This window comes from Rhodopseudomonas palustris (assembly GCF_003031265.1).
Taxonomy (GTDB): domain Bacteria; phylum Pseudomonadota; class Alphaproteobacteria; order Rhizobiales; family Xanthobacteraceae; genus Rhodopseudomonas; species Rhodopseudomonas palustris_H.
Genome location: NZ_CP019966.1, coordinates 1,080,489 through 1,101,836, shown reverse-complemented (window position 1 = coordinate 1,101,836; position 21,348 = coordinate 1,080,489). Strand labels below are relative to the sequence as shown.

General features: G+C 63.9%; 17 protein-coding genes. 7 read left to right on the top strand and 10 right to left on the bottom strand.

Annotation, left to right across the window (positions count from 1 at the left end):
• The first annotated feature begins 45 nt into the window (after window positions 1-45).
• Window positions 46-1,029 carry a helix-turn-helix domain-containing protein gene (locus tag RPPS3_RS05105; RefSeq protein ID WP_234820104.1) on the top strand — a complete coding sequence of 328 codons (984 nt, stop codon included), beginning with the start codon at window positions 46-48 and terminating at the stop codon, window positions 1,027-1,029.
• Window positions 1,030-1,166: 137 nt separating this feature from the next.
• Here RPPS3_RS05105 and RPPS3_RS05100 read toward each other — a convergent pair whose 3' ends face one another.
• From RPPS3_RS05100 to RPPS3_RS05090, 3 genes are read right to left on the bottom strand one after another with little or no spacing between them, the layout of a single operon-like run.
• Window positions 1,167-2,108, bottom strand: a complete 942-nt coding sequence (locus RPPS3_RS05100; protein ID WP_107343129.1) for an efflux RND transporter periplasmic adaptor subunit — start codon at window positions 2,106-2,108, stop codon at window positions 1,167-1,169.
• The gene (locus tag RPPS3_RS05095) at window positions 2,105-2,311 is read right to left on the bottom strand and encodes a DUF1656 domain-containing protein (RefSeq protein ID WP_107343128.1); all 207 of its coding nucleotides are present in this window, start codon (window positions 2,309-2,311) and stop codon (window positions 2,105-2,107) included. The genes RPPS3_RS05100 and RPPS3_RS05095 overlap by 4 nt, the downstream gene beginning before the upstream one ends.
• 13 nt (window positions 2,312-2,324) lie before the next feature.
• A complete protein-coding gene (locus tag RPPS3_RS05090) occupies window positions 2,325-4,376 on the bottom strand; it encodes an FUSC family protein (RefSeq protein ID WP_107343127.1) in 2,052 nt (683 codons plus the stop codon).
• Between the two features lie 268 nt (window positions 4,377-4,644).
• Here RPPS3_RS05090 and RPPS3_RS05085 point away from each other — a divergent pair, with 268 nt between their 5' ends.
• Window positions 4,645-4,875: a DUF3551 domain-containing protein gene (locus RPPS3_RS05085; protein WP_012494999.1), complete on the top strand. Its 231-nt coding sequence runs from the start codon at window positions 4,645-4,647 to the stop codon at window positions 4,873-4,875.
• 366 nt (window positions 4,876-5,241) lie between these two features.
• On the opposite strand, the gene RPPS3_RS05080 is transcribed toward RPPS3_RS05085, so the two are convergent.
• The 7 genes from RPPS3_RS05080 to poxB form a co-directional block, all read right to left on the bottom strand.
• Complete coding sequence (locus RPPS3_RS05080; RefSeq protein WP_234820102.1) at window positions 5,242-5,874, bottom strand: sensor histidine kinase; 633 nt, start codon at window positions 5,872-5,874, stop codon at window positions 5,242-5,244.
• A 259-nt stretch (window positions 5,875-6,133) separates the two neighbouring features.
• Window positions 6,134-6,982 (bottom strand): helix-turn-helix domain-containing protein, encoded by an 849-nt coding sequence (locus RPPS3_RS24585; RefSeq protein ID WP_199852191.1) that lies wholly within the window; start codon window positions 6,980-6,982, stop codon window positions 6,134-6,136.
• 183 nt (window positions 6,983-7,165) lie between these two features.
• Window positions 7,166-7,474, bottom strand: a complete 309-nt coding sequence (locus RPPS3_RS05070; protein ID WP_199852190.1) for a UBP-type zinc finger domain-containing protein — start codon at window positions 7,472-7,474, stop codon at window positions 7,166-7,168.
• 107 nt (window positions 7,475-7,581) lie between these two features.
• Window positions 7,582-8,607 carry a cytochrome d ubiquinol oxidase subunit II gene (locus RPPS3_RS05065; RefSeq protein WP_107343125.1) on the bottom strand — a complete coding sequence of 342 codons (1,026 nt, stop codon included), beginning with the start codon at window positions 8,605-8,607 and terminating at the stop codon, window positions 7,582-7,584.
• The gene (locus RPPS3_RS05060) at window positions 8,604-10,001 is read right to left on the bottom strand and encodes a cytochrome ubiquinol oxidase subunit I (RefSeq protein WP_107343124.1); all 1,398 of its coding nucleotides are present in this window, start codon (window positions 9,999-10,001) and stop codon (window positions 8,604-8,606) included. Before RPPS3_RS05060 ends, RPPS3_RS05065 begins: the two co-directional genes overlap by 4 nt.
• 18 nt (window positions 10,002-10,019) lie before the next feature.
• Entirely contained in the window at window positions 10,020-12,413 is a 2,394-nt protein-coding gene (locus RPPS3_RS05055) for an FdhF/YdeP family oxidoreductase (protein ID WP_283812315.1), read from the bottom strand.
• Between the two features lie 253 nt (window positions 12,414-12,666).
• Window positions 12,667-14,397 (bottom strand): ubiquinone-dependent pyruvate dehydrogenase, encoded by a 1,731-nt coding sequence (gene poxB, locus RPPS3_RS05050; RefSeq protein WP_107343122.1) that lies wholly within the window; start codon window positions 14,395-14,397, stop codon window positions 12,667-12,669.
• Window positions 14,398-14,767: 370 nt separating this feature from the next.
• Here poxB and RPPS3_RS05045 point away from each other — a divergent pair, with 370 nt between their 5' ends.
• From RPPS3_RS05045 to RPPS3_RS05025, 5 genes are all read left to right on the top strand, one after another.
• Window positions 14,768-15,943: an efflux RND transporter periplasmic adaptor subunit gene (locus tag RPPS3_RS05045; protein WP_107346442.1), complete on the top strand. Its 1,176-nt coding sequence runs from the start codon at window positions 14,768-14,770 to the stop codon at window positions 15,941-15,943.
• Window positions 15,940-19,107: an efflux RND transporter permease subunit gene (locus tag RPPS3_RS05040; protein ID WP_107343121.1), complete on the top strand. Its 3,168-nt coding sequence runs from the start codon at window positions 15,940-15,942 to the stop codon at window positions 19,105-19,107. Before RPPS3_RS05045 ends, RPPS3_RS05040 begins: the two co-directional genes overlap by 4 nt.
• A complete protein-coding gene (crcB, locus tag RPPS3_RS05035) occupies window positions 19,104-19,505 on the top strand; it encodes a fluoride efflux transporter CrcB (RefSeq protein WP_107343120.1) in 402 nt (133 codons plus the stop codon). The genes RPPS3_RS05040 and crcB overlap by 4 nt, the downstream gene beginning before the upstream one ends.
• Before the next feature lie 2 nt (window positions 19,506-19,507).
• Window positions 19,508-19,951: a fluoride efflux transporter FluC gene (locus tag RPPS3_RS05030; protein ID WP_107343119.1), complete on the top strand. Its 444-nt coding sequence runs from the start codon at window positions 19,508-19,510 to the stop codon at window positions 19,949-19,951.
• A 180-nt stretch (window positions 19,952-20,131) separates the two neighbouring features.
• Window positions 20,132-21,268 (top strand): oxalate decarboxylase family bicupin, encoded by a 1,137-nt coding sequence (locus RPPS3_RS05025; protein ID WP_107343118.1) that lies wholly within the window; start codon window positions 20,132-20,134, stop codon window positions 21,266-21,268.
• The last annotated feature ends 80 nt before the right edge of the window (window positions 21,269-21,348 follow it).

The window sequence follows — 21,348 nt, the reverse complement described above, 5'->3', positions numbered from 1 at the left end:
GGCTCGGTCTTTGCACGGACGAGCGACGTTTTGGCCAGGATTGATATGCTTGATCCGCACGAGGCTCGGGTCCAGATTGCCAACGGGCGACGGGATGCAGCCGATGAGCCTGAGGACGAGGACCAGATGACCAGACTGGAGGCGTTCGGAGATCGAAAGTTTCCAGCCGCCGAGCTTATTCTGAGCTCCGAAGGACGAGGCTGGGACGGCATCGGCACGCAGGTTCGACGCCATCCCGCCGGCGAGATCCCGGTGCCGATTCCCGACCAGATGGAGGTCACCCTCGCCATCGCCGGCTCACAGACAGGACGCGTGGAGCGTCGCTCCGGCAGCGCGTTTCAGAATACGACGGCGCGACCGGGCACACTGTGGTTCTGTCCCATTGGCGTCACCGAGGATTCGATCCGGATCACCGAAACGCTGCCGGTAGTGCAGCATGTCTTCCTTGCAAAGTCGCAGTTCGACAGTCTTTCCGAGCTGAGTTCGAGATCGCTGTCACCTGCAAGCATCGCCTATCTGGCGGACGTCAACGACGAGCTGGTCCGCCAGATTTGCCAGCGGATCTATCGGGAGGCGCAGGAAGAAACCAGCAGCGGCAAGATCCTGATCGACTGCCTCGCCCAGTCCCTGGTGGCGCATCTCGTTTCCGACTATTCCCACGACATCCGGATCCACCTCAGCCCCGACAGCGGACCATCGAAGCTCGACGACGCGAGGCTGCGCCGGGTGCTGGACTACATTTACGACAACATCGATCAGGACCTGTCTCTGTCGAAGCTGTCAGAGGTCGCCTGCCTCAGTAAACATCATTTTGCACGGGCGTTCCGGGAAGCGACGGGAACGCCGCCGTACCGCTTCATCAGTGAGCGCAGGCTCGATCACGCGCTGAACCTGCTCAAAGACGGCCGACTGAGCTTGGCGGAAATCGCCTACATCTGCCGGTTCTCCTCACAGGCCACCTTCACCCGGGCGTTTCGACGCCATGTCGGTACCTCGCCGGGTGAATATCGACATCTCTCCCGCACCTGAGCCTGGGGCGACGGCCTGGAGCTTTTCCGGTTCTGATAGAATTAGAACCGGAGTTCTCGATCTTTGTTTGACGCGTTCTCTTCACGCGAACAGGTATCTACTTCGCTCGAAAACGCTCTAGATGCATCGCTGCGATGCTACTCCGCTGGCGGCGGCACGATCGGCTTCGCGCCGGCGGGAGCGCTGTTCGGCAGGATCGACACCGTCGCCGTGAGGCCCGCAGCGAGCACGATCGACGTTGGTACATCCTTCAACGCGATCCGGACTGGGACGCGCTGCGCCAGCCGCACCCAGGTGAACACCGGATTCACCGTTGCAAGTCCGGACGGATCGGACTCGGCGTTGGGCACCGCGATACCCCGCTCGATTCCGACCACCTCGCCCGCGAGTGTCTGCGGATACGCCATCAGCGCGACCCGCGCCCGGTCGCCGACGCGAATGCCGCGGAGCAAGGTTTCCTCGAAATACGCATCAACCCAGAAACTATCGCTATCGACGATCGACAACGCCCGCTGGCCGCTGGTGGCGTAGTCGCCCGCCTGGGTGACCAGATTGGTGACGTACCCGTCGACCGGTGAGACGATCTCCGTCCGGCCGAGTGCCAGCCGCGCCTTGTCGAGGTTGCTGAGCGCCTGATGCAAGGCCGCAGCGGCCATGTCGGCCGCGGTCGCATAGATCTGCTGCTCCTCCTTGGAGACCGCGAGGGACGAGAGACGGTTGCGGCGCTCGGCTTCGGCCTGCTTGTTCACGAGGTCCGCCCTGGCGCTGGCGACGGTCGCTTCCGCGCTCGCCAGCGCGATCTGGAAATCGACCGGATCGATTTTCATCAGCGGATCGCCCTTGCGGACATACTGCGCCGCCTTGACCGAAAGCTGCGAAATCCGGCCCGATACCTGTGGCGTCACGCCGACCACATAGGCCCGCACGGTGCCGTCGCGCGTCCACGGCGCGGCCATGTAGGCCTGCCACATCAGCCGGCCCATAAAGGCCGCTGCAGCGACTGCGGCGAGCGTGGCCAGGACCGAGAGCACCGTCCCGACCGACAGCCGGCGTGCTGCAGGAGTATCAACGGCCGTCATTGATGAGCTCCCGAGACGATGACGACGATCGAGAGGACGATGACGTAAATCGACAGATTGAAGAGACCCGGGTGCCAGACCCACCGGCCCAGCTGCAGCCGCGCGCCCAAGATGCCGAGCGGTACGGAGGCCGCCCACGCGATCACCATCATCACCACGAACGGCGCGACGTAGACGCCGAATACATTGACCTCCCGATACATCACATCGGTCCCCTCACCTGAATGCCTTGAAGAACGGCTGCCAGCCACGGAACGGAGTCGCCAGCAGCACTGGATGGTTGTCGATCGCGTCGATGATGACGGCGATGTGCGACTGGCTGGCGATCCAGCGCCGGTGGTCCGCACCGTCGGGCGGATCGAGCGCGAGGCTCTGGCCACGCCATGTCACCAGCATCATCCGCGCGTCCGCCAAATGGCCATCGGCAAGCGCAGTCAGGGCGGCTCGGAGCAGGCCCAGCGCGCGGTCGTCCGAAACCTCTTGCCCGAGGCGGAGAGCTGCACGACCGACTGCATGGAGCGCGAGCAGATCGGCGACGTCGTCCGCCGTCGCCTCCGACGGCAGAAGCTCGATGCGCCGCGCCATCAGCGCTGTCCAACGAAGCTGATCGGGCGTCCTCCGAAGCGACAGCAGCCGACGCAGATCGCGCAGCGAGAGAGCGATCAAGCGGCGCAGCCGAAGGCTCGGCGGCACGACCGGGATGGCGACGAAGAACATCGCCCCCACCGCACTTCCAGACACGATCGCCAGCGCCAAATTGAAATACGCCGAGGCGTCGTAGGTGAACGGGTTTCCGACACCGAGCAGCGGCAGCGACGAGATCGTCATCGCCAGGAAGACGACGCTGTGCCACGGCCCCGCTTGCATCATGCCGAGCACGATGAACAGCACCGACAGCACGGCGATGAGGGCCGCGAAGCTCGATAGCGCCGGCAGCACGCCAAAATAGAGCACGCTCCCTACCACGGCCATCAGTGCGACGCCGATCGTGTAGTCCTTGGCGAGATCACCCGCGTGGTCTCCAAACGACGCGAAGATCAGCGTGGCCACCGCGGTGAAGACGATTGCAAACGGCCCCGACGGCCAGGCCGTCAACACCCAGAACCAGGTGATCGCCAGGATCGCCGCGGCTGTCCGGGCCCCGTTCACCAGCGCGGGCAGCGGGTCGGCGACAACGAAGAAAGCTCGCCATGTTGAGATGTTGCTACCGGCAGCCCCCTTGGCCAGCATTCCGTCAGCCGCGGCGGCGAGGCCTTGGACGACGTCGCGAGCCGCCACCACGATCGGCGCGTCGACATCGCTACTCCGCGTCGCGTCGATGCGACCGAGCGTGGTGCGGCAGCTATCCCGGAAGCCCGCCGGATCGGTCTGGAATCGGGCCGGATCGATTGCAGCGAGCGAGGCGCGCAGCTCGCCGCGGCTGGTAGTCTCCGCCACGCTGGACCGCTCGCCGAAACGAGCCGCATTTCGCCAGCTGGTCAGTGCATCCAGCAGCGCGAACGGAATTCGGCGCAGTCGAGCACGATCGGCGAGCACCGGCGATTGCTCACCCAAGGCTGCGTCGATGGCGAGATTGAGCGGGCCCAACTCGCGCGCGAGGGCGATGCGTGCGGTACGACTATCAGCGGCACCGCGACCGGAGGTGACATCCGCGGAGAAGCCGGCGAGGAGATTGGCCGCGATCCGGCCGAGTGTCTGGCACAGCTGTCGCCGGGCCGACCCAGAGCCGGTCAGCATCGCGACGACAGTGGCCGACCAGATGCCGATGTAGATCTCGCCTACACGGACGATCGCAAGAAAGGGAGCCGAGGAAGGATCCATCATGGTGTCGGCGAAGATGATGGCGCTGGTGATGCCAGCCAACGCAGCCGCATAGGCCGCCAGATTGCGCAGCAATGTGGCGGCGGCCGCGCACAGACCGCAGAACAGCGCGAGCAGCAGCAGCGCCGGTTCGCGCTGCTGGGGAAACGCGACCAGCAGCGCCACCATGACCAGAGCGCCGAGAGCCGATCCGATCGCGCGAAAGCGACCCTTCTGGATCGATGCGCCGAGATTCGGCTGGCAAACGATCGCCGCCGTCGTCGCCGCCCAAAACGCGTTCTGCAATTCGAGATAATAGGTGGCGAACAGCGCGAGGCAGACAGAGGCCGACAAGCGTAGACCGAACAGCACGCGGGGAGCCAACGCTTCGAGACGCAACAGCACCGCCTGCCGTAAGCCGTGCCAGAAAAGCCGAGCATCGCGGCCGCTGTGGTCGAATACGCTCATCTCGGACACCTCGAGGCTGGGTGCATCTCAGATGGATCCGGCGGGTGACGAGCTCCATCATACGATGGTTTGCCAGCGCAGGTTACTCGCTCTCCAATGAGCTAAGCGCCTTGCGCAGGCGAAACGGCGTAATTGATACCAACCTTGGTTTGAGTGACCAGCCGTTCGAATCCGAACAACCGCGAAATAATCGGAAAAGAACATCACGAACCGGCGCGCAAATGGCTTGTGCACGGCAAATGGCTGCCGATCAAGCGAGGATGGAACGATGAAAAAGCTTTTGATGCTGTCGGTTGTTGGCGTCGGCATGCTGACCGCGAGCGCGGCCTCGGCCGCTTCCTACAAATGGTGCATCGATTACGGCACCGCTGACGCGCTGGAATGCGAATATCGCACGCTCGCCGCGTGCCGGGCCAGCGCCTCGGGCGTGGGCGGCGAGTGCACCGTCAATCCGCATCTGCTGTTCGGCAACGCCAGCACCGCGCAGTCGGCGCGTTGACCACGGCAGATCGAACCAAAAGGGAGCGCCAGCACACTGCGGCGCTCCCTTAGTCCTTCCGCATTGCGGCACGGGCTCTCATGCTGAGGTTCGCTCTGCAGGCGAGTATCGCAATCCACCGCCGTCATCATCACAGCTGAATTCTGTATATCGAGCTGAGATTCCGAGGCCGTCAGGCTGACTTCAAATCGTCAAGTCGCCATCGCTCAGGCTCGCGCGCCGGGCGTTCGCGCGAAGTACTTCAACAGGCATCGTCAGGCCGTGTTTTTCTAAGACAGGAATTCGCTTGTGCGTCGGGCACCGGAAGGCAGAGCGCTGTCGTATCGTCGACCCCCCTCGCCCCTGCGACCGGCCTCGCTTCGGGGATTATTCAGATCCTGACAATACCGGGTACTGCGTGGAAGATTCGACCGGGAAATCGACGATCAGCCGCGTCCCCGGACGATTGTCCTCATAGCGGACGGTGGCGCCGATACGGTCCGCCGCGAGATCGATCACGCGACTTCCGAAACCAGACCTCGCAGCTCCATCATCAACTGAACGTCCACACCCGGTATCGGCGATCGAAATTGTTCCTCTGTCAAGACCGTTCCGGCGGATCTCAATGATAACATCGCCGCATCGCCCATCGCTGTAGGCATATTTGCAGGCATTGACGACCGCCTCCGCCGTAATGAGACCAAGGCTGGTTGCCGTTTCGGGCGGCACCGTCATCGGGATGAGGTCCGCAAGCAGTCTGCCCGAATTAAGAGACGGCAGACACAGCGGACGAAGGTTACCGATCAACGAGATCAGATAATCGGCCAAATCAAGAGAGTCTTCGCCCAGAGACGTGGAATAGAGCCTGCGATGCACCCCAGCGATCGCCTGTATTCTCAAGCCCGCCATTTCGAGGCTGCGCCGCGCCCGGTCATCGTGAAGCTGCATGCTTTCCATCGAAATCAGCGACGCGACCATCTGCAGACTATTTGCGATCCGATGATTGCACTCGGCATTCATGTATAGTCCGATCGGAGTCTCAAGGATTACCGACGTCCCGCCGTGAATGTAAGCCTCGCTAATCATTATTCGCCTCTCCACGATTGTGGGCGGATTATGCCATTCGGCTTGGTAAGCAATATTGTACTCAGGTGTTAAATTGGGCGACCGCGGTCGCGAAATGCGGAGGACGCGACACAAAACAGGCAGCAGCGGCGAACTGATGGGCGATGAATTCGCCCGGAAGCGCCACCGATTGTAACGGGAAAGCGGCCGTGCTCTACGGGACGACGGCGTGGCCGCCGAACTGATCGGGATGCGAGCTCTGCGACATCACCATCTCCCGCCACTTCGCCGGCGTCACACCGGTGATCTTCTTGAAGACCGTGGTGAAGTGCGCCTGGGTCTGAAATCCGACCTGAATGGCGATCTGGATGATTGGCTGGTTGGAGTCCAGGAGCAACTCTTGTGCCACCCCAATTCGCCGCTGCAGTAGATATTGATGGGGCCGCATGCCGGTTGCGCGCAAAAACAGCGCCGCAAAGTGCATCCGGCTCAGCCGTGCCGCGGTCGCCATGTCGGCCAGCGTCACCTTCTCGCCGAGATGTGTGGTGACGTAATCGTGGACCAGCTTGAGCCGCCACTTCGGAAGGCCCGCGGCGGCCGTCGTTTGCGACTCGCGGACGGCATCGGTGTGTCCCTCGATGCTGAGGCGACGAACCACTGTGACGAGGCGGACGGCGTCCGCATAAAGCGCCGAGAATTCCGATGGATCGCGCTCTGCTGCCGCCAGCGCCTCCGACAGCCGGACCGCCACCGGATCCTGATCGCCAGAGACGGCCTGACCTTCGCAGGTGAACCAATGTACGACGTCAGGAACGCTCAAGACCGTCTCGCGGCTGTCGTTGGCGACACGGCACCGCCATCCCTGCTTGATCGCCGAAGCCGCTGCTGCATCGCCCGTCACGATGCTGATCGACGCAGCGATGCTCTTGAAATCAATCTTCTCGGGCTGGGGATGCGGCGGCCCGTCCTGTTGCCGATCGCCGACGTCCAGTTGGGTCCGGATGTCACCGTCCTGGCGTTGCGGCTGTGCTTCACGGACGAACTGACAGGACTGATGCGACACGGTCGACCTCCACATTGACGGTCACGCGCCACGTTGCGCGCTTCCTTTATATGAAGGGGGGCGCTCGACCGAACATCATACGAATGTATGCGCAACCGGACCCTCATGATGGGCCCGCGAGAGGTACCGCCTGCGCAGTCACATTCGAAACGTAACCGCGAGCGCCAGGTCCTAAGTGACGCTTCAGACGTAGCGCGGAATAGGTCCGTTGTGCAGGGTCATGCGGTCCGACAGGTCGAACATGACCTCGTCGACATAGCACCACCCCCATCCTTCCGGCGGGTCGTAGCCCTCGATGATCGGATGACAGGTCGCATGGAAATGCCGAGTGGCGTGCTTGTGCGGAGAGTCGTCGCAACATCCGACGTGACCGCAGGTTCGACAGATCCGCAAGTGGACCCACGGGCTGCCGATCTTCAGACACTCCTCACAACCGAGCGCGCTCGGCGTGACGGTACGGATCCCCGCGACATGTCTGCATCCCATCGTCATGTGCATTTCCCTCGCTGTGGCCGCGCCGGATCGCGAACTGATTTGAGTTCAATGTCCGGCGCTTCGCCGAAGCAAAGCGCCGGACATTGAATCTGGCCATCGCGACGTCAGCGTGGCGGAAACTCCGGCACCGGTTTGGTCTTGCCGCGGAACAGCCAGTAACCATAGCCGATATAGGCCAGGATGATCGGCACGATGATCACGACAGCGCCGGCGACGATGACCTGCGTCCTGTGCATCGACGAAGCCTGCCAGATCGTCATCACGCCCGGAATGGCTTCCGGCCACACGCTGGCGCCGAGCCCGGCAAGCGAGGTGACGAACAGCAACAGCGACAATGCCAGCGGCACCCATTCGCGCTCGCTCCAGCGCGTCAGCAGAATGCCGATCCCGGCCAGAAACGCGATGATCGGCAGCGGTGTCAGCCAGAGAAAATCCGGCCATGCAAACCAGCGTTCGGCGATCTGCGGCTTGGCAAACGGCGTCCAGACGCTGATCAGCAGGATTGCGGCGCCGGCGCACAGAAGCGTCGGCAGCATCAATTCGCGGCCGAAATTCTGAGTCGATCCGCTCGTCTTCCAAACGAGCCAACAGGCGCCGAGCAGGCCGTAGGCGGCGACCACGCCCAGTCCCGTCGCGAGCGAAAACAGCCCGAGCCAGTCGAACGGACCACCCGCGAACGCGCCATCCGACACGGTGATGTTGCGCCCGACGAACGCCCCGAGAACGGCTCCCTGGCAGAACGCCGCGATGAACGAACCGGCCGCGAAGGTCGCCGACCAGACGATCTGGAATCGTCCGCCCTGCGAGCGGAATTCGAACGCTACGCCGCGAATGACCAGTCCGAACAGCATCAGGCACAGTGGCACGTAGAACGCCGGCAGCAGGATCGCGAACGCGAGGGGGAACGCGCCGAGCAGCACCATGCCGCCGAGCACCAGCCAGGTCTCGTTGCCGTCCCAGAACGGCTCGAGCGTCGCCATCATCGCGTCGCGATCTGACGCGCGCGGCGCCAACGGAAACAGGATGCCGACGCCGAGGTCGAAGCCGTCCAGCACGACGTAGAGCCCGATCACGATCGCCGCGGCGACGGCGAAGAAGGACGCAAAGTCGAAGTTCGCCAGCATGCTCATTTTGCACCTCCGGTGGCTTGTGGGATCTGACCGAGCGCGGCGGCGACGGTCGCCAGCGGCACGGCCGGATGAGTCGGCAGTCCGCTCATTGGACCGCGCCACGCCAGCCGGCCGGCGTACCAAAAGAAGACGAGCAGCAGGCAATTGTAGAGCACGAAGGCGACCGCCATCGAACCGGCAACGGCACCGGTGGCGAGTGGCGACACCGCCTCGGCCGTGCGGAAATGCCCGTAGATCACATAGGGCTGCCGGCCGACCTCGGTGACCACCCAGCCCGCCAGTGTGGCGATGAAGCCGAGCGGGACGCAGCCCATGCAGGCGATTTGATACCAGCGCGTAGTGTAAAGCCGTCCGCGCCAGCGCAGATACAAGCCGGTGAACGCAACCGCGAGCAGCAGCATCCCGCAGCCGACCATGACGCGGAAGGCCAGGAACACGGGAAGCACCGGCGGTCGCTCGGAGGCCGGCACTTCCTTCAGGCCCTTGACCTCTCCGTTCAGCGAATGCGTCAGGATCAGGCTGCCGAGCAGCGGGATCTCGAGCGCGTAGTCGTTACGCTCGGCTTTCTCGTCCGGCCATGCGATCAAATTGATCGGCACGCGGCGCGCCGTGTCCCAGCGCGCCTCGATCGCGGCGAGCTTCATCGGTTGATATTTGCGGGTGTTCAGCCCGTGCTGATCGCCGATCAACATTTGCGCCGGCATTAGCACCGCCAACAGGCCGAGGCAGACCGAGAACGCCTTGCGGGCCGCCGGCTGATCGGCGGGACGTCCGCGCCACAGCCAGAACGCCGAGACGCCGGTCACCACGAAACCGCCGGTGATGAAGCTCGCGGCGATCATATGCGCCAGCCGGTAGGGCATCGACGGATTGAACACCACGCCCCAGAAATCGGTGGCGACGAAGCGGCCATCCGCCGTGGTGGTGAAGGCAGTCGGCGTCTGCATCCAGGAATTGGCCGAGATGATCCAGAACGCCGAGATTACCGTGCCGATCGCGACGATCAGGCAGGCGACGAAGTGCAGCTTCTCCCCGACCCTTTCTTGTCCGTACAGCATCACGCCGATGAATCCGGCTTCAAGGAAAAACGCCGTCAGCACCTCCATCACGAACAGCGGCCCGATCGCATCGGCGGTCGCTCGCGCGTAGCCGGACCAATTGAGCCCGAGCTGATACGAGATGACGACGCCGGTGACCACGCCCATGCCGAAAGCAAGCGCGAATACCTTGGTCCAAAACCGAACCAGGTGCTGATAGACCGCATTGTGCGTGCGCAGCCACAACGCGCTCAGCACCACGATGAACCAAGCGATTCCGATGGTGAAGGCCGGCCACAGGATGTGATAGCCGATCGTAAACGCGAACTGCAGTCGGGAGAGAAGGAGCTGATCCATCGGGTGAGCCTGTTCAGTTCATTCGCTGGGGGATATGGGCGAAGCATGTGCGGCGGCGGTTGCGGCCGGGGATCTGCCGACGATCCCGTCGCGTGCCACCGCCCGATTGCCGGTGAGCGACGCCGCGGCGGGAGTTATCTTGACGGGGATCGATTTGTAGGACGGCGTCAGGCACTCCGGATCACGGAAGTCGAGCGCCACCAGCGGCTGGATCTCCGGGTAGTAAGAGGCGCAGCAGCCGTCCGGCAGATTGTAGCTCACCAATGTCAGGCCCTGGACAATGCGGTCGGGCCGCGCGTAGTCCAGCGCAGTGGCAACGTCGACGACGTCGCCTTCGGCAAAGCCGAGCCGTGCCAGATCGCGGGGATTGACGAACAGCACATCGCGGCGGCCGAACACGCCGCGGTAACGGTCGTTGAGGCCGTAGATCGTGGTGTTGTACTGATCGTGGGCGCGCAGCGAAGTCATCCGCAACACGTCGGGATCCGCGGTGGTCTCGTCCTCTCCGAGGCCGGCGAAGATGGCGAAATTCGCCTTGCCGGTCGGCGTGTTCCAGATCCGCATCGCCGCCGAATTCGGCAGCTGGAATCCGCCGGGCTTGCGGATCCGATCATTGTAGGCCTCGAATTCCGGAAAGACTTCTTCGATGGCATCCCGGATCAGGTCGTAGTTGCCGGCCAGCGCATCCCAATCGACCCGTGTCCGGCCGGCCAACGTCGCTTTGGCGATGCCGGCCAGGATCGCCGGTTCGGAGCGCACCTGATCGCTCGGCGGCGCGAGGAAGCCGCGCGAGGCATGCACCATCGACATCGAGTCTTCGACGGTGAGCGCCTGCCGCCCGGACGCCTGCATGTCGGCGTCGGTGCGGCCCAGAACCGGAAACAGATAGGTCGTCCTGGCCGCGAGTAGATGCGTGCGATTGAGCTTGGTAGCGAGATGCACGGCGAGATCGAGCCCGCGGAATCCCGCAAAGCACGCCTGCGGATCGGATGCCGCCATCGCCAGATTGCCGCCGAGGCAGATCACCGCCTTGGCGGCGCCGTCGCGCATCGCCGCGATGCTGTCGACCACCGAATGGCCGAAGGCCCGCGGCGGCTCGAAGCCGAACACGTCGCGAAGACGATCGAGCAGTTGCGCCGACGGCCGCTCGGTGATGCCGACGGTGCGATCGCCCTGCACGTTGGAGTGCCCGCGCAGCGGACAGATGCCGGTGCCGGGCTTGCCGATGTTGCCCTTCAGCAGCAGCAGATTGACGATCTGCTGCACATTGGCGGTGCCTGTGACGTGTTGCGTGACGCCCATGCCGTAGCAGACGATGGTGGCGTTCGAGGCCGCGTAGTCGTCGGCGATCCGCTCCAGATCGGCACGCGGCAATCCGCAAGCGCGCTCGATCGCCGACCAGCTGCAGGCCTCGAGATCGGCGACCATCGCGTCGAATCCTGCGGTGTGGCCGGCGATGAAGGTGTGATCGAGCAGCGGCGCCAGATCGGCGGCCCGCGCCGCCTTGTCCTTCGCCACCAGCGCCTTGCAGATCCCCTTGAGCGCGGCGGCGTCGCCGCCGACCTTGACCTGGAAGTAGCACGAGGCGATCGGCGTCGACGAGGTGGTCGCCATTTCGATCGGCGCCTGCGGGGCCTCGAAGCGCTCCAGCGCGCGTTCGCGCAGCGGGTTAAGCACGATGATCTTGACGCCGCGCCGCGACGCATTGCGGAGCGGCGTCATCATCCGAGGATGATTGGTGCCGGGGTTGTGGCCGATCGAGATGATCAGTTCGGCCTTGTCGAAATCCTCGAGCGTGACGGTGCCCTTGCCGATGCCGATCGACCGCGGCAAGCCGACCGAGGTCGCCTCGTGGCACATGTTCGAGCAGTCGGGGAAATTGTTGGTGCCGAACTGGCGGCCGAACAGCTGAAACAGAAACGCCGCTTCGTTTGAGGCGCGGCCGGAGGTGTAGAGTTCGAGCTGATTGGGATCGTCGAGCGCGCTCAGTCGCGTGGCGATATCGTCGAACGCGGCCTGCCAGTCGACCGCCTCGTATTTGTCGGTTTCGGCGTTGTATCGCAGCGGATGGGTCAGCCGGCCCTGATCTTCGAGCCAATAATCGGATCGCTCCCACAGCGATGCGACCGTATGCTGCGCGAAAAACTCAGGTCCGACCCGCTTCTGCGTCGATTCCCAGGTCACCGCCTTGGCGCCGTTCTCGCAGAACTCGAAGGCCGAGGTGTGCTTGGGGTCCGGCCAGGCGCAACCCGGACAATCGAAACCGTCCGGCTGGTTCTGCCTCAAGAGAGTGGGAACGCCGTCGACGATGAGCTGCTGTTCCTTCAACGCGACGGCCAGCGCCTTCAGCGCACCCCACCCGCCCGCCGGCTCCTCGTAGTCTCGAATCCCCTCTGGTCGCCGCTTTGTCACCATGGCCCCTCTGCGAGAACTGGCAGCGGGACCGTATCCCGCGCCTCTCTCAGGTGGTGACATCGGGACCAATGCATTTTCATTTCGCATTGCGGAGTGCGAAACGAACGCCCGAAGAGTTGGTAATCGGGGGGCATCCGCTGCCGGCCGGGCGCGCGGCGGCACGCGTCCGGCTCAGGCGCGATTGACACGAAGATGCGCCGCCAAGGCTGGGCTGGTGCGGCGCATCTTCATTCTTCCACTGCCGATATGCCTAGCGGGGCAACATATTCTGTTCGGCGAGATCAATCACTTCGTCGCCGCGCCCGCTCATCACCGCCCGGACCAGCCACAGGCTAAAGCCCTTGACCTGCTCGGCGCCGATTGTCGGCGGCATCGACAGTTCCTGCTTGGCGGTTACAACGTCGAGCACGGCGGGGCCGTCGTGAGCGAGAAACTCGGCCACCGCAGACGGAAGGTCGCCGGGATCCTCGACCCGAGCGCCGTGAATGCCCACCGCCCGCGCCATCGCGGCGAAGTCCGGATTCTGCAGATCGGTACCGAGCTCGACGAAGCCGGCCGCCTTCATCTCCAGCGCCACGAAGCCAAGCACGCCGTTGTTGAAGATCACGATCTTCACCGGCAACTTCATCTGGGTCAGCGTGATGAGATCACCCATCAGCATGGTGAATCCGCCGTCGCCGGACAGCGAGATCACCTGCCGGCCCGGCTGCGCCGCCTGGACGCCGATCGCCTGCGGCAGCGCGTTCGCCATCGAGCCGTGCGCGAGGGAGCCGATCAGGCGGCGACGACCATTCATCTTCAGATAGCGCGCCGCCCAGATCGTCGGCGTGCCGACGTCGAAGCTGAACACCGCATCCTCGGCGGCGCTGTCGCTGATCAGCTTGGCGAGGTATTGCGGATGGATCGGCTTGTGGCCAGGCGTACCCTTGGCGAGGTCGTCGAGACCCTCTCGGGCCGACACGTAGTGCGCCACGCAGTGGTCGAGATGCCGGCGATCGGTCTTGGTCGTCAGCTTCGGCAACAGCGCTGCGATGGCCTCGCGCACGCCGCCGACGACACCGAGGTCGAGCTTGCAGCGGCGGCCGAGCTGTTCGGCGCGGAGATCGATCTGGGCGATCTTCACGTCGCCTGGCAAGAACTGCTTGTACGGGAAGTCGGTGCCCAGCATCAGCAGCACGTCGCAGGCGTGCATGGCCTCATAGCCCGATGAAAAGCCGATGAAGCCGGTCATGCCGACGTCGTAGGGATTGTCGTATTCGACGTACTCCTTGCCGCCGAGCGCGTGAACCATCGGGCTCTTCAGCGCCTCTGCCAGCGCCATCAGCTCGTCGTGCGCGCCGGCGCAGCCGCGGCCGCAGAACAGCGTGACCCTGCCGGCGCCGTTGAGCAATGTCGCCAGCGCCTCGATCTCCGCCTCGCCCGGCGTGACGACCGGTGCCGGCGGCAGCAGGCCCGAGACCGGCGACACTCCGCGCCCCGTCGCCTCACGCAACGCAACGTCGCCGGGGATCACCACGACGGCGACGCCGCGACGGCCGATGGCGGCGCGGATCGCGTTCTCGATGACGAAGTCGAACTGATGCGGATCAGAGACCAGCTCGCAATACACGCTGCATTCACGGAACAGATTCTGCGGGTGCGTCTCCTGGAAGTAGCCGCCGCCGATCTCGGCCGACGGGATCTGCGCCGCGATCGCCAACACCGGCGTACGTGTCCGCTGCGCGTCGTAAAGGCCGTTGATCAAATGGAGATTACCCGGGCCGCAGGAACCTGCGCAGACCGCGAGTTCGCCGGTGATCTGGGATTCGCCGGCGGCGGCGAAGGCGGCGACTTCCTCGTGGCGGACGTGCACCCACTGGATTCCGCCGTGCTCGCGCAGCGCCTCCGTCAGTCCGTTGAGGCTGTCTCCGACGACGCCGAAGATGCGCCGGACTCCGGCTTGATGAAGGGTCTCGACAATTCGATCCGCGACCTTGGGCATGCACCCGACTCCCTGACTGAGCTGTGAAGGATCAGCAATTGGGCGCGACCACCACACCGCGATTCACGCCTTCACCGATTGAAGCTTTGAGCAGGTGGAAAGCCGCGCGCCGAATCACAAGACTATTTCATCCGAGGCCCACGCGGCGTGCCGAGCAGAGCTGCAATGCTCTCAGGCCCCGCTATGGCGCGCCTGTGCCGTGCAAATTTGCAAAATCGCGCGGCGCCACAGTCCAGCTGTCTAATCGATCTCCGGCTGCAACGCACCGCCGATTGCGCTCCGCTTGCTCCGCCTGCAGGCGTCGAAGTCGCGGCTCGGACAGCGGCATGGTGCGGCGTGAATTCGTCAGACTCGCAAGGACATGTCGACCATGCGCAAATCCGCCATTCTCGCCTCCACGCTGGCCGGAGCCGCGCTTGCGGCAAGCCTCTGGTACGTCCGACAAGACGAGTCCGTCGTTGCATCAGCCGTGGTGCAGGTGCCAAGCGCAGCGGTGCCGGTGATTACCGCGAGGGTCACGCGCAGCGATGTGCCGATCTATTTGCGCGGCATCGGGACCGTCGTCGCCTACAACACCGATGTGGTCCGCAGTCAGATCCAGGGCCAGCTCACCGCGATCGATTTCACTGAAGGGCAATTCGTCAAAGCCGGCGACCTGCTGGCGCAGATCGATCCGCGTCCCTATCAGGCGCAGATCGCACAGCTGACCGCTAATCGCGACCGAGATGCTGCACACCTTGGCAACGCCAAGGCTAATCTCGATCGAGATACTCAGCTCGGCGACAAGGGCTTCGCCAGCACCCAAGCGATCGAGACCCAGCAGGCGAAGGTCTCTCAGCTTCAGGCAGCCGTAGAGGCCGACCAAGCGGCGATCGATCAGGCCAACGTTCAGCTCGGCTACACCCGTCTGACCTCGCCGATCCCCGGCATCACTGGCGTTCGACAAATCGATATCGGCAATATCATTCATCCGACCGATCCCAATGGTTTGGTGGTGGTGACCCAGATCGAGCCGATCTCCGTTCTGTTCGCTTTGCCCGAAGCCGATCTGCCCCGGATTCAGACTCAGATGGCCAAGGGCTCCCTCCCAGTGATCGCCTATACCCAAGACGGCCGGACCAGGCTCGACGAAGGCAAGCTTCTGCTCGTCAACAACCAGATCGACCAGGCGACCGGCACCGTGCAGCTCAAGGCGGAGTTCGCCAACACCGAGCATCGGCTGTGGCCGGGCCAGTTAGTCACGGTCAATCTGCTGCTGACGACGCGAAAGAACGCCGCCACCGTCGCGGGCTCCGCCGTGCAGCAGGGGCCGAATGGCTCCTACATCTACGTGGTTTCGCCGTCGGGAACAGCCGAGATGCGGCCTGTGACAGTCGGTCAAATCAGCCGCGGACAGGCGCTGATCGACTCCGGCCTCGCCGGCGACGAGACGGTAGTGGTCGACGGGCAGTATCGACTGACGGACGGAAGCCGAATTCAGCCATTGTACGGCAAGGCGGCGCAGGAAGCCGATCTGCAGAGCGCCGTTCAGGACGCCCTACCATGAATCTCTCGGCTCCCTTCATCAGCCGTCCAATCGCAACCTCGCTATTGATGTTCGGCCTGCTGCTGTGCGGGCTCGCGACTTATCGGCTTCTCCCCGTCGGCGCTCTGCCGAACGTCAATTATCCGACCATCCAGATCTCGGCGCAGCTGCCAGGCGCCGATCCGCAGACCATCGCCTCGTCGATCGCGACGCCGCTGGAGCAACAGCTCAGCCAGATCCCCGGCGTGGTGCAGATGACGTCCTCGAGCGCGCTCGGCGTCGCGCAGCTGATCGTGCAGTTCGATTTGTCGCGGAACGTCGACAGCGCCGCGACAGACGTGTTGGCCGCAATCAACGCCGCGAGTCCGTACCTGCCGCCGAATATCCCCTACCCGCCGACGATCCGCAAAGTGAACCCGGCCGAAACGCCGGTGATGCTGCTGGCACTGACGTCCGACAGCCTGCCGCTCACCACCGTCGACGCCTATGCGGAAAACATCCTGCTGCCGAAGATTTCGCAGATTCCCGGCGTCGGGCTGGTCGGCATCGGCGGCCAGCAGAAGCCGGCGATCCGCATCCAGGTCGATCCGGAGGCTTTGGCGGCCCGCGGCCTCAGCCTCGAGGAGGTCCGCAGCGTCGTCGCCGGCGCCAATGTCGATCTGCCCAAAGGCACGCTCAACAGCCCGCGCGTCACCTATACCCTCAACACCAACGACCAGCTGCTCAAGCCGGACCAATACGACGCTCTGATTATCGCCTATCGCAACGGCTCACCGATACGAATCCGCGACATCGGCAAAGCCATCGAAGGTCCCGAGAATGATCTGTTGGCCGGCTGGTACAACAAGGACCGCGCCATCATTCTCGCGGTCCAGCGAGTACCCGGCGCCAATGTGATCGCAACGGTGGACCGGATCAAGGCGCTGTTGCCGGAGCTGCAGGCCTCGCTGCCCCCCGCCATCAAGGTGACGATCGCCGCCGACCGGACGCAGACGATCCGCGCCGCGGTGTCCGACGTGCAGCACACGTTGCTGCTCACCATCGGGCTTGTCGTGATGGTGATTTTCCTGTTCCTGCGCAATGTCTGGGCGACAGTGATTCCGGCGGTGACCGTACCGCTGTCACTAGTCGGCAGCTTCGCGGTACTCTATCTGCTCGACTACAGCCTCGACAATCTGTCGCTGATGGCGTTGTCCATCGCGGTCGGCTTCGTCGTTGACGACGCCGTCGTGGTGATCGAGAACATCGTGCGCCACATCGAGAACGGCCTCAGCCCGATGCAGGCGGCGATCAAGGGATCGGGCGAGATCGGCTTCACCATCGTGTCGATCACGCTGTCGCTGATCGCGGTGTTCATCCCGCTGTTCCTGATGGGCGGTTACGTCGGCAAGCTGTTCCAGGAATTCGCCGTCACCATCACCGCCTCACTGATCCTGTCGCTGATCATCTCGCTGACGCTGACGCCGATGATGTGCGCGCGGCTGCTCAAGGACGAGACCCGCAAGCGGCATGGACAGGTCTATCTGGTCGTCGAGCGGGCTTTCGATTCTCTGCTGGCGCTGTACGCACGCGGATTGCGCGTCGTGCTGCGGTATCGCTTCTCGACGCTGATGGTGATGGCCTCCACCATCGCGCTGACCGGCTACCTCTATAGCGTGATCCCCAAGGGCTTCTTCCCGCAGGAGGACACCGGGCAGATCGTCGGCATCACCGAAGCCTCGCAGGACATTTCGTTCCCTGCGATGTCCGAGCGCCAGCAGGCGATCGTCGGCGTGCTGCTGAAGGATCCGGCGGTGCAGTCGGTCGCCAGCTATATCGGGCCGGGCGGCCCGACCGCGACGCTGAATCAAGGCCGTATCTTCATCATCCTGAAACCACGCGAGCAGCGCCACGTCAGCGCCGACGAGATCATCGCCCGGCTCAAGCCGGAGCTGGCCCGTATTCAGGGTGTCGAGCTTTACATGCAGTCGGCACAGGACATCACGATCGGTGCCCGGCTGTCGAAGACGCAGTATCAGTACACGCTGACGGATGCCGACTCCGCCGAGCTGGCCCATTGGGCGACGATCTATCTCGCTAAGCTCAAGCAGATCCCGGGCATCACTGACGTCGCCAGCGATCAGGCAAATGCGGGACCGCGGCTGGACATCACGGTCGACCGCCAGGTCGCCTCCATCTTCGGCATCCTCCCAAGCACGATCGACAATACACTCGACGACGCCTTCGGCCAGCGCATCGTCTCGACGATGTTCACCTCGCTGAACCAGTACCACGTCATCCTGGAAGTCGACCCGCGTTACCAATACGGCCCTGATGCGTTGCAACAGATATACGTGCCGTCGTCCAGCGGCCAAGAGGTGCCACTCAGCACGCTGGTGACCAGCAAGATCGTGCCGAGCCCGATCCTGATCAATCACCAGAGTATGTTTCCTTCGGTGACGCTGTCGTTCAACCTACAGCCCGGGATCGCACTCGGCGATGCCGTAGCGGCGATCAAGGCTTTCGAGAAGTCATCCGGCAAGCCGGCGGCGCTGGCTACTTCATTCCAGGGCAACGCCCAGGCGTTTCAGTCGTCTCTGGCCGGCACGCCGCTGCTGATCGGCGTTGCGTTGATCGTGATCTACATCATTCTCGGCGTGCTCTACGAAAGCCTGATCCACCCCATCACGATCCTTTCGACCTTGCCGTCGGCCGGAATCGGCGCGCTGCTATTGCTGATGGCCGTGAAGATGGATCTCAGCGTGATCGCGCTGATCGGCATCATCCTGCTGATCGGCATCGTCAAGAAGAACGGCATCATGCTGGTCGACTTCGCGCTTGATGTCCGGCGCACGCAGGGGCTCTCGCCCGAGGACTCGATCTATCAGGCCTGCACCCTGCGGTTCCGGCCGATCCTGATGACGACCAGCGCGGCGATCCTGGGCGGCTTGCCGTTGATGCTCGGCACCGGCACCGGATCGGAGCTGCGGCAGCCGCTCGGCACCGCCATCGTCGGCGGACTGCTACTGTCGCAAGTGCTGACCCTATACACGACGCCCGTCGTCTATCTCTATCTCGACGCGCTCGGAAACCACATCGCGCGGCTGCGATCGCATGCGGGCACGCCGCCCGCGCCCCCGCCTGCGCTGCCGATCGATGACATCAACACGTCTCCGTCGACGACGCATCTGAGGTGCAGACAATGACGCTCGAGGCCTGCTTGTTGGTCGGTGTCGGCGGCGCCATCGGAGGCGCTTCCCGCTTCGTCGTTTCGGATGCGGTCGGACTGCGATGGGGGACGACGTTCCCCTGGGGCACACTCGTCGTCAACGTGACCGGCGCGTTGCTCATCGGCGTCTTCGTCGGCTTCGCCCGGGTCTATGCGGGTGCATTCGACGGCCCGCTCACACGAGATCTGATCATCACCGGCGTGCTCGGCGGCTACACCACGGTGTCGTCGTTCAGTCTGCAGACCATCAATCTGGTGCTCGACCGTCGCGCAGGGCTCGCCGTGCTCAACGTGATCGCATCGACCACTCTGTGTCTGATCGCCGTGGCGCTGGGCTATTTCGGTACGATCTGGGCGGCGGGCGGAGGAGCTTAACCATGCCGGCCTCGCGCATCGTTCTCTGCACCGCGGTAGCGCTCGGCAGCGCGCTCGGGGCGCTGTCGCGGTTCACCTCAGCTGCGATCATCATGGATGTCGGAGGCAACGGCGATCTGATCGCGACGGCCGTCGTCAACATCGTCGGCTCGTTCATCATCGCGCTTTACGCCACGCTGACAGATCGGCGCGGGGTTTTCCCCGCGAGCGCGGTGTCGCGTCAGTTCGTGATGGCGGGATTCTGCGGCGGCTTCACGACACGGTCACTGATGGGACTGGAGACGTTCACGCTCATTCTGGATCGTCACCCGCTCTTGGGAATCGCCTATGTGACCGGCGTCGTCGCACTCTCACTGCTCGCTGCCGCAGGCGGATATCGATTGGGCCGTTCGTTCGAGCCTGCTGCTGGGGTCAAAACGATCGAAGAATGCCGGGCGCTGTCATGACGCATGCCGTTCACAACCCGCCCTGCGCGATCGTTCGATAGCGGAACCGCTCCACCATCGGCGTGCAATTGGACAAGCGTAGCGCGGGACATCCGTCTCACTTGAGCAACGCCACTCGCTCGACCGCCCTCAGCGGCGCGCCGAGACACCCGGCTCAATCCAATGCAGCGGAGACACGCAATGCCGACATCAGCCAAACCTCAACCGATCCGCGGCAGCTACGGCGCCGACGATCCCGGTCCGCGCAATATCGAACTCGATCTGCAGAACCCCGATATTCTCATTCCGCCGCCAACCGACAACGGCTCGATCCCGAACCTGAAGTTCTCGTTCGGCATGGCGCACAACCGGCTCGAAGCCGGCGGCTGGGCGCGCGAAGTCACGGTCCGGGAATTGCCTGCCGCCAAGGGCATGGCCGGCGTCGACATGCGCCTCGGCCCCGGCGTGGTCCGTGAGCTGCATTGGCACAAGGAAGCAGAATGGGGCTACGTGCTCGAGGGCCGCTGCCGCGTCACCGCCGTCGATGCCGATCGCGGCGTCTTCGTCGATGATCTGAAGGCCGGCGACATCTGGCTGTTCCCCTCCGGCATCCCGCATTCCATCCAGGCGCACGCGGAAGGCTGCGAGTTTCTGCTGGTGTTCGACGACGGCAACTTCTCCGAGAACGAAACGCTGCTGGTGACCGAGCTGATGGCACACATGCCGATCGATGTCGTCGCCAAGAACTTCGGCATCCCGGCGACGCATTTCGCCAATCTGCCGCCGAAGGAGAAGTACATCTTCCCGCTGCCGGTGCCGCCGCCGCTCGGCGAGGTGATGGCCAAGCTGCCGAAGAACCGCCCTGCCACGCCGTTCACGGTGCATGGCGGCGACTTCACGCCGACGCAGTGGGACGGCGGCAAGACCACGGTGATCGACGTCCGCAACTTCCCGGTGACCAACATGGCGGCGCTGATCATCGATCTCGAGCCTGGCGCGCTCCGCGAAATTCATTGGCACCCCGACGCCGACGAATGGCAATACTACATCCAGGGCGAGGCCCGGATGACGGTGTTCGACGCCACCTCCAAGGCGCGGACGTTCAACTATCGCGCCGGCGACGTCGGCTATGTGCCGAAGACGCTCGCGCACTACATCGAGAACATCGGCACCACCCCGGTGCGCGTGCTGAACGTCTTCAACAAGCCGCTTTTCAGGGACGTTCCGCTCAATCAGTGGCTGGCGCTGACACCGCCGGATCTGGTCCGCGGTCACCTCGAGCTCGACGACGTCGCGATGGCGGCGCTCAATCCAAACCCACGTTCCGTGACGCGCTGACGCAGGACGGTCCCGACTGATGCTTGCGTGTGAATAATCGCGCGCAAGCATCGTTGTTTCTCGTCCAAGTGCAGAGCCGA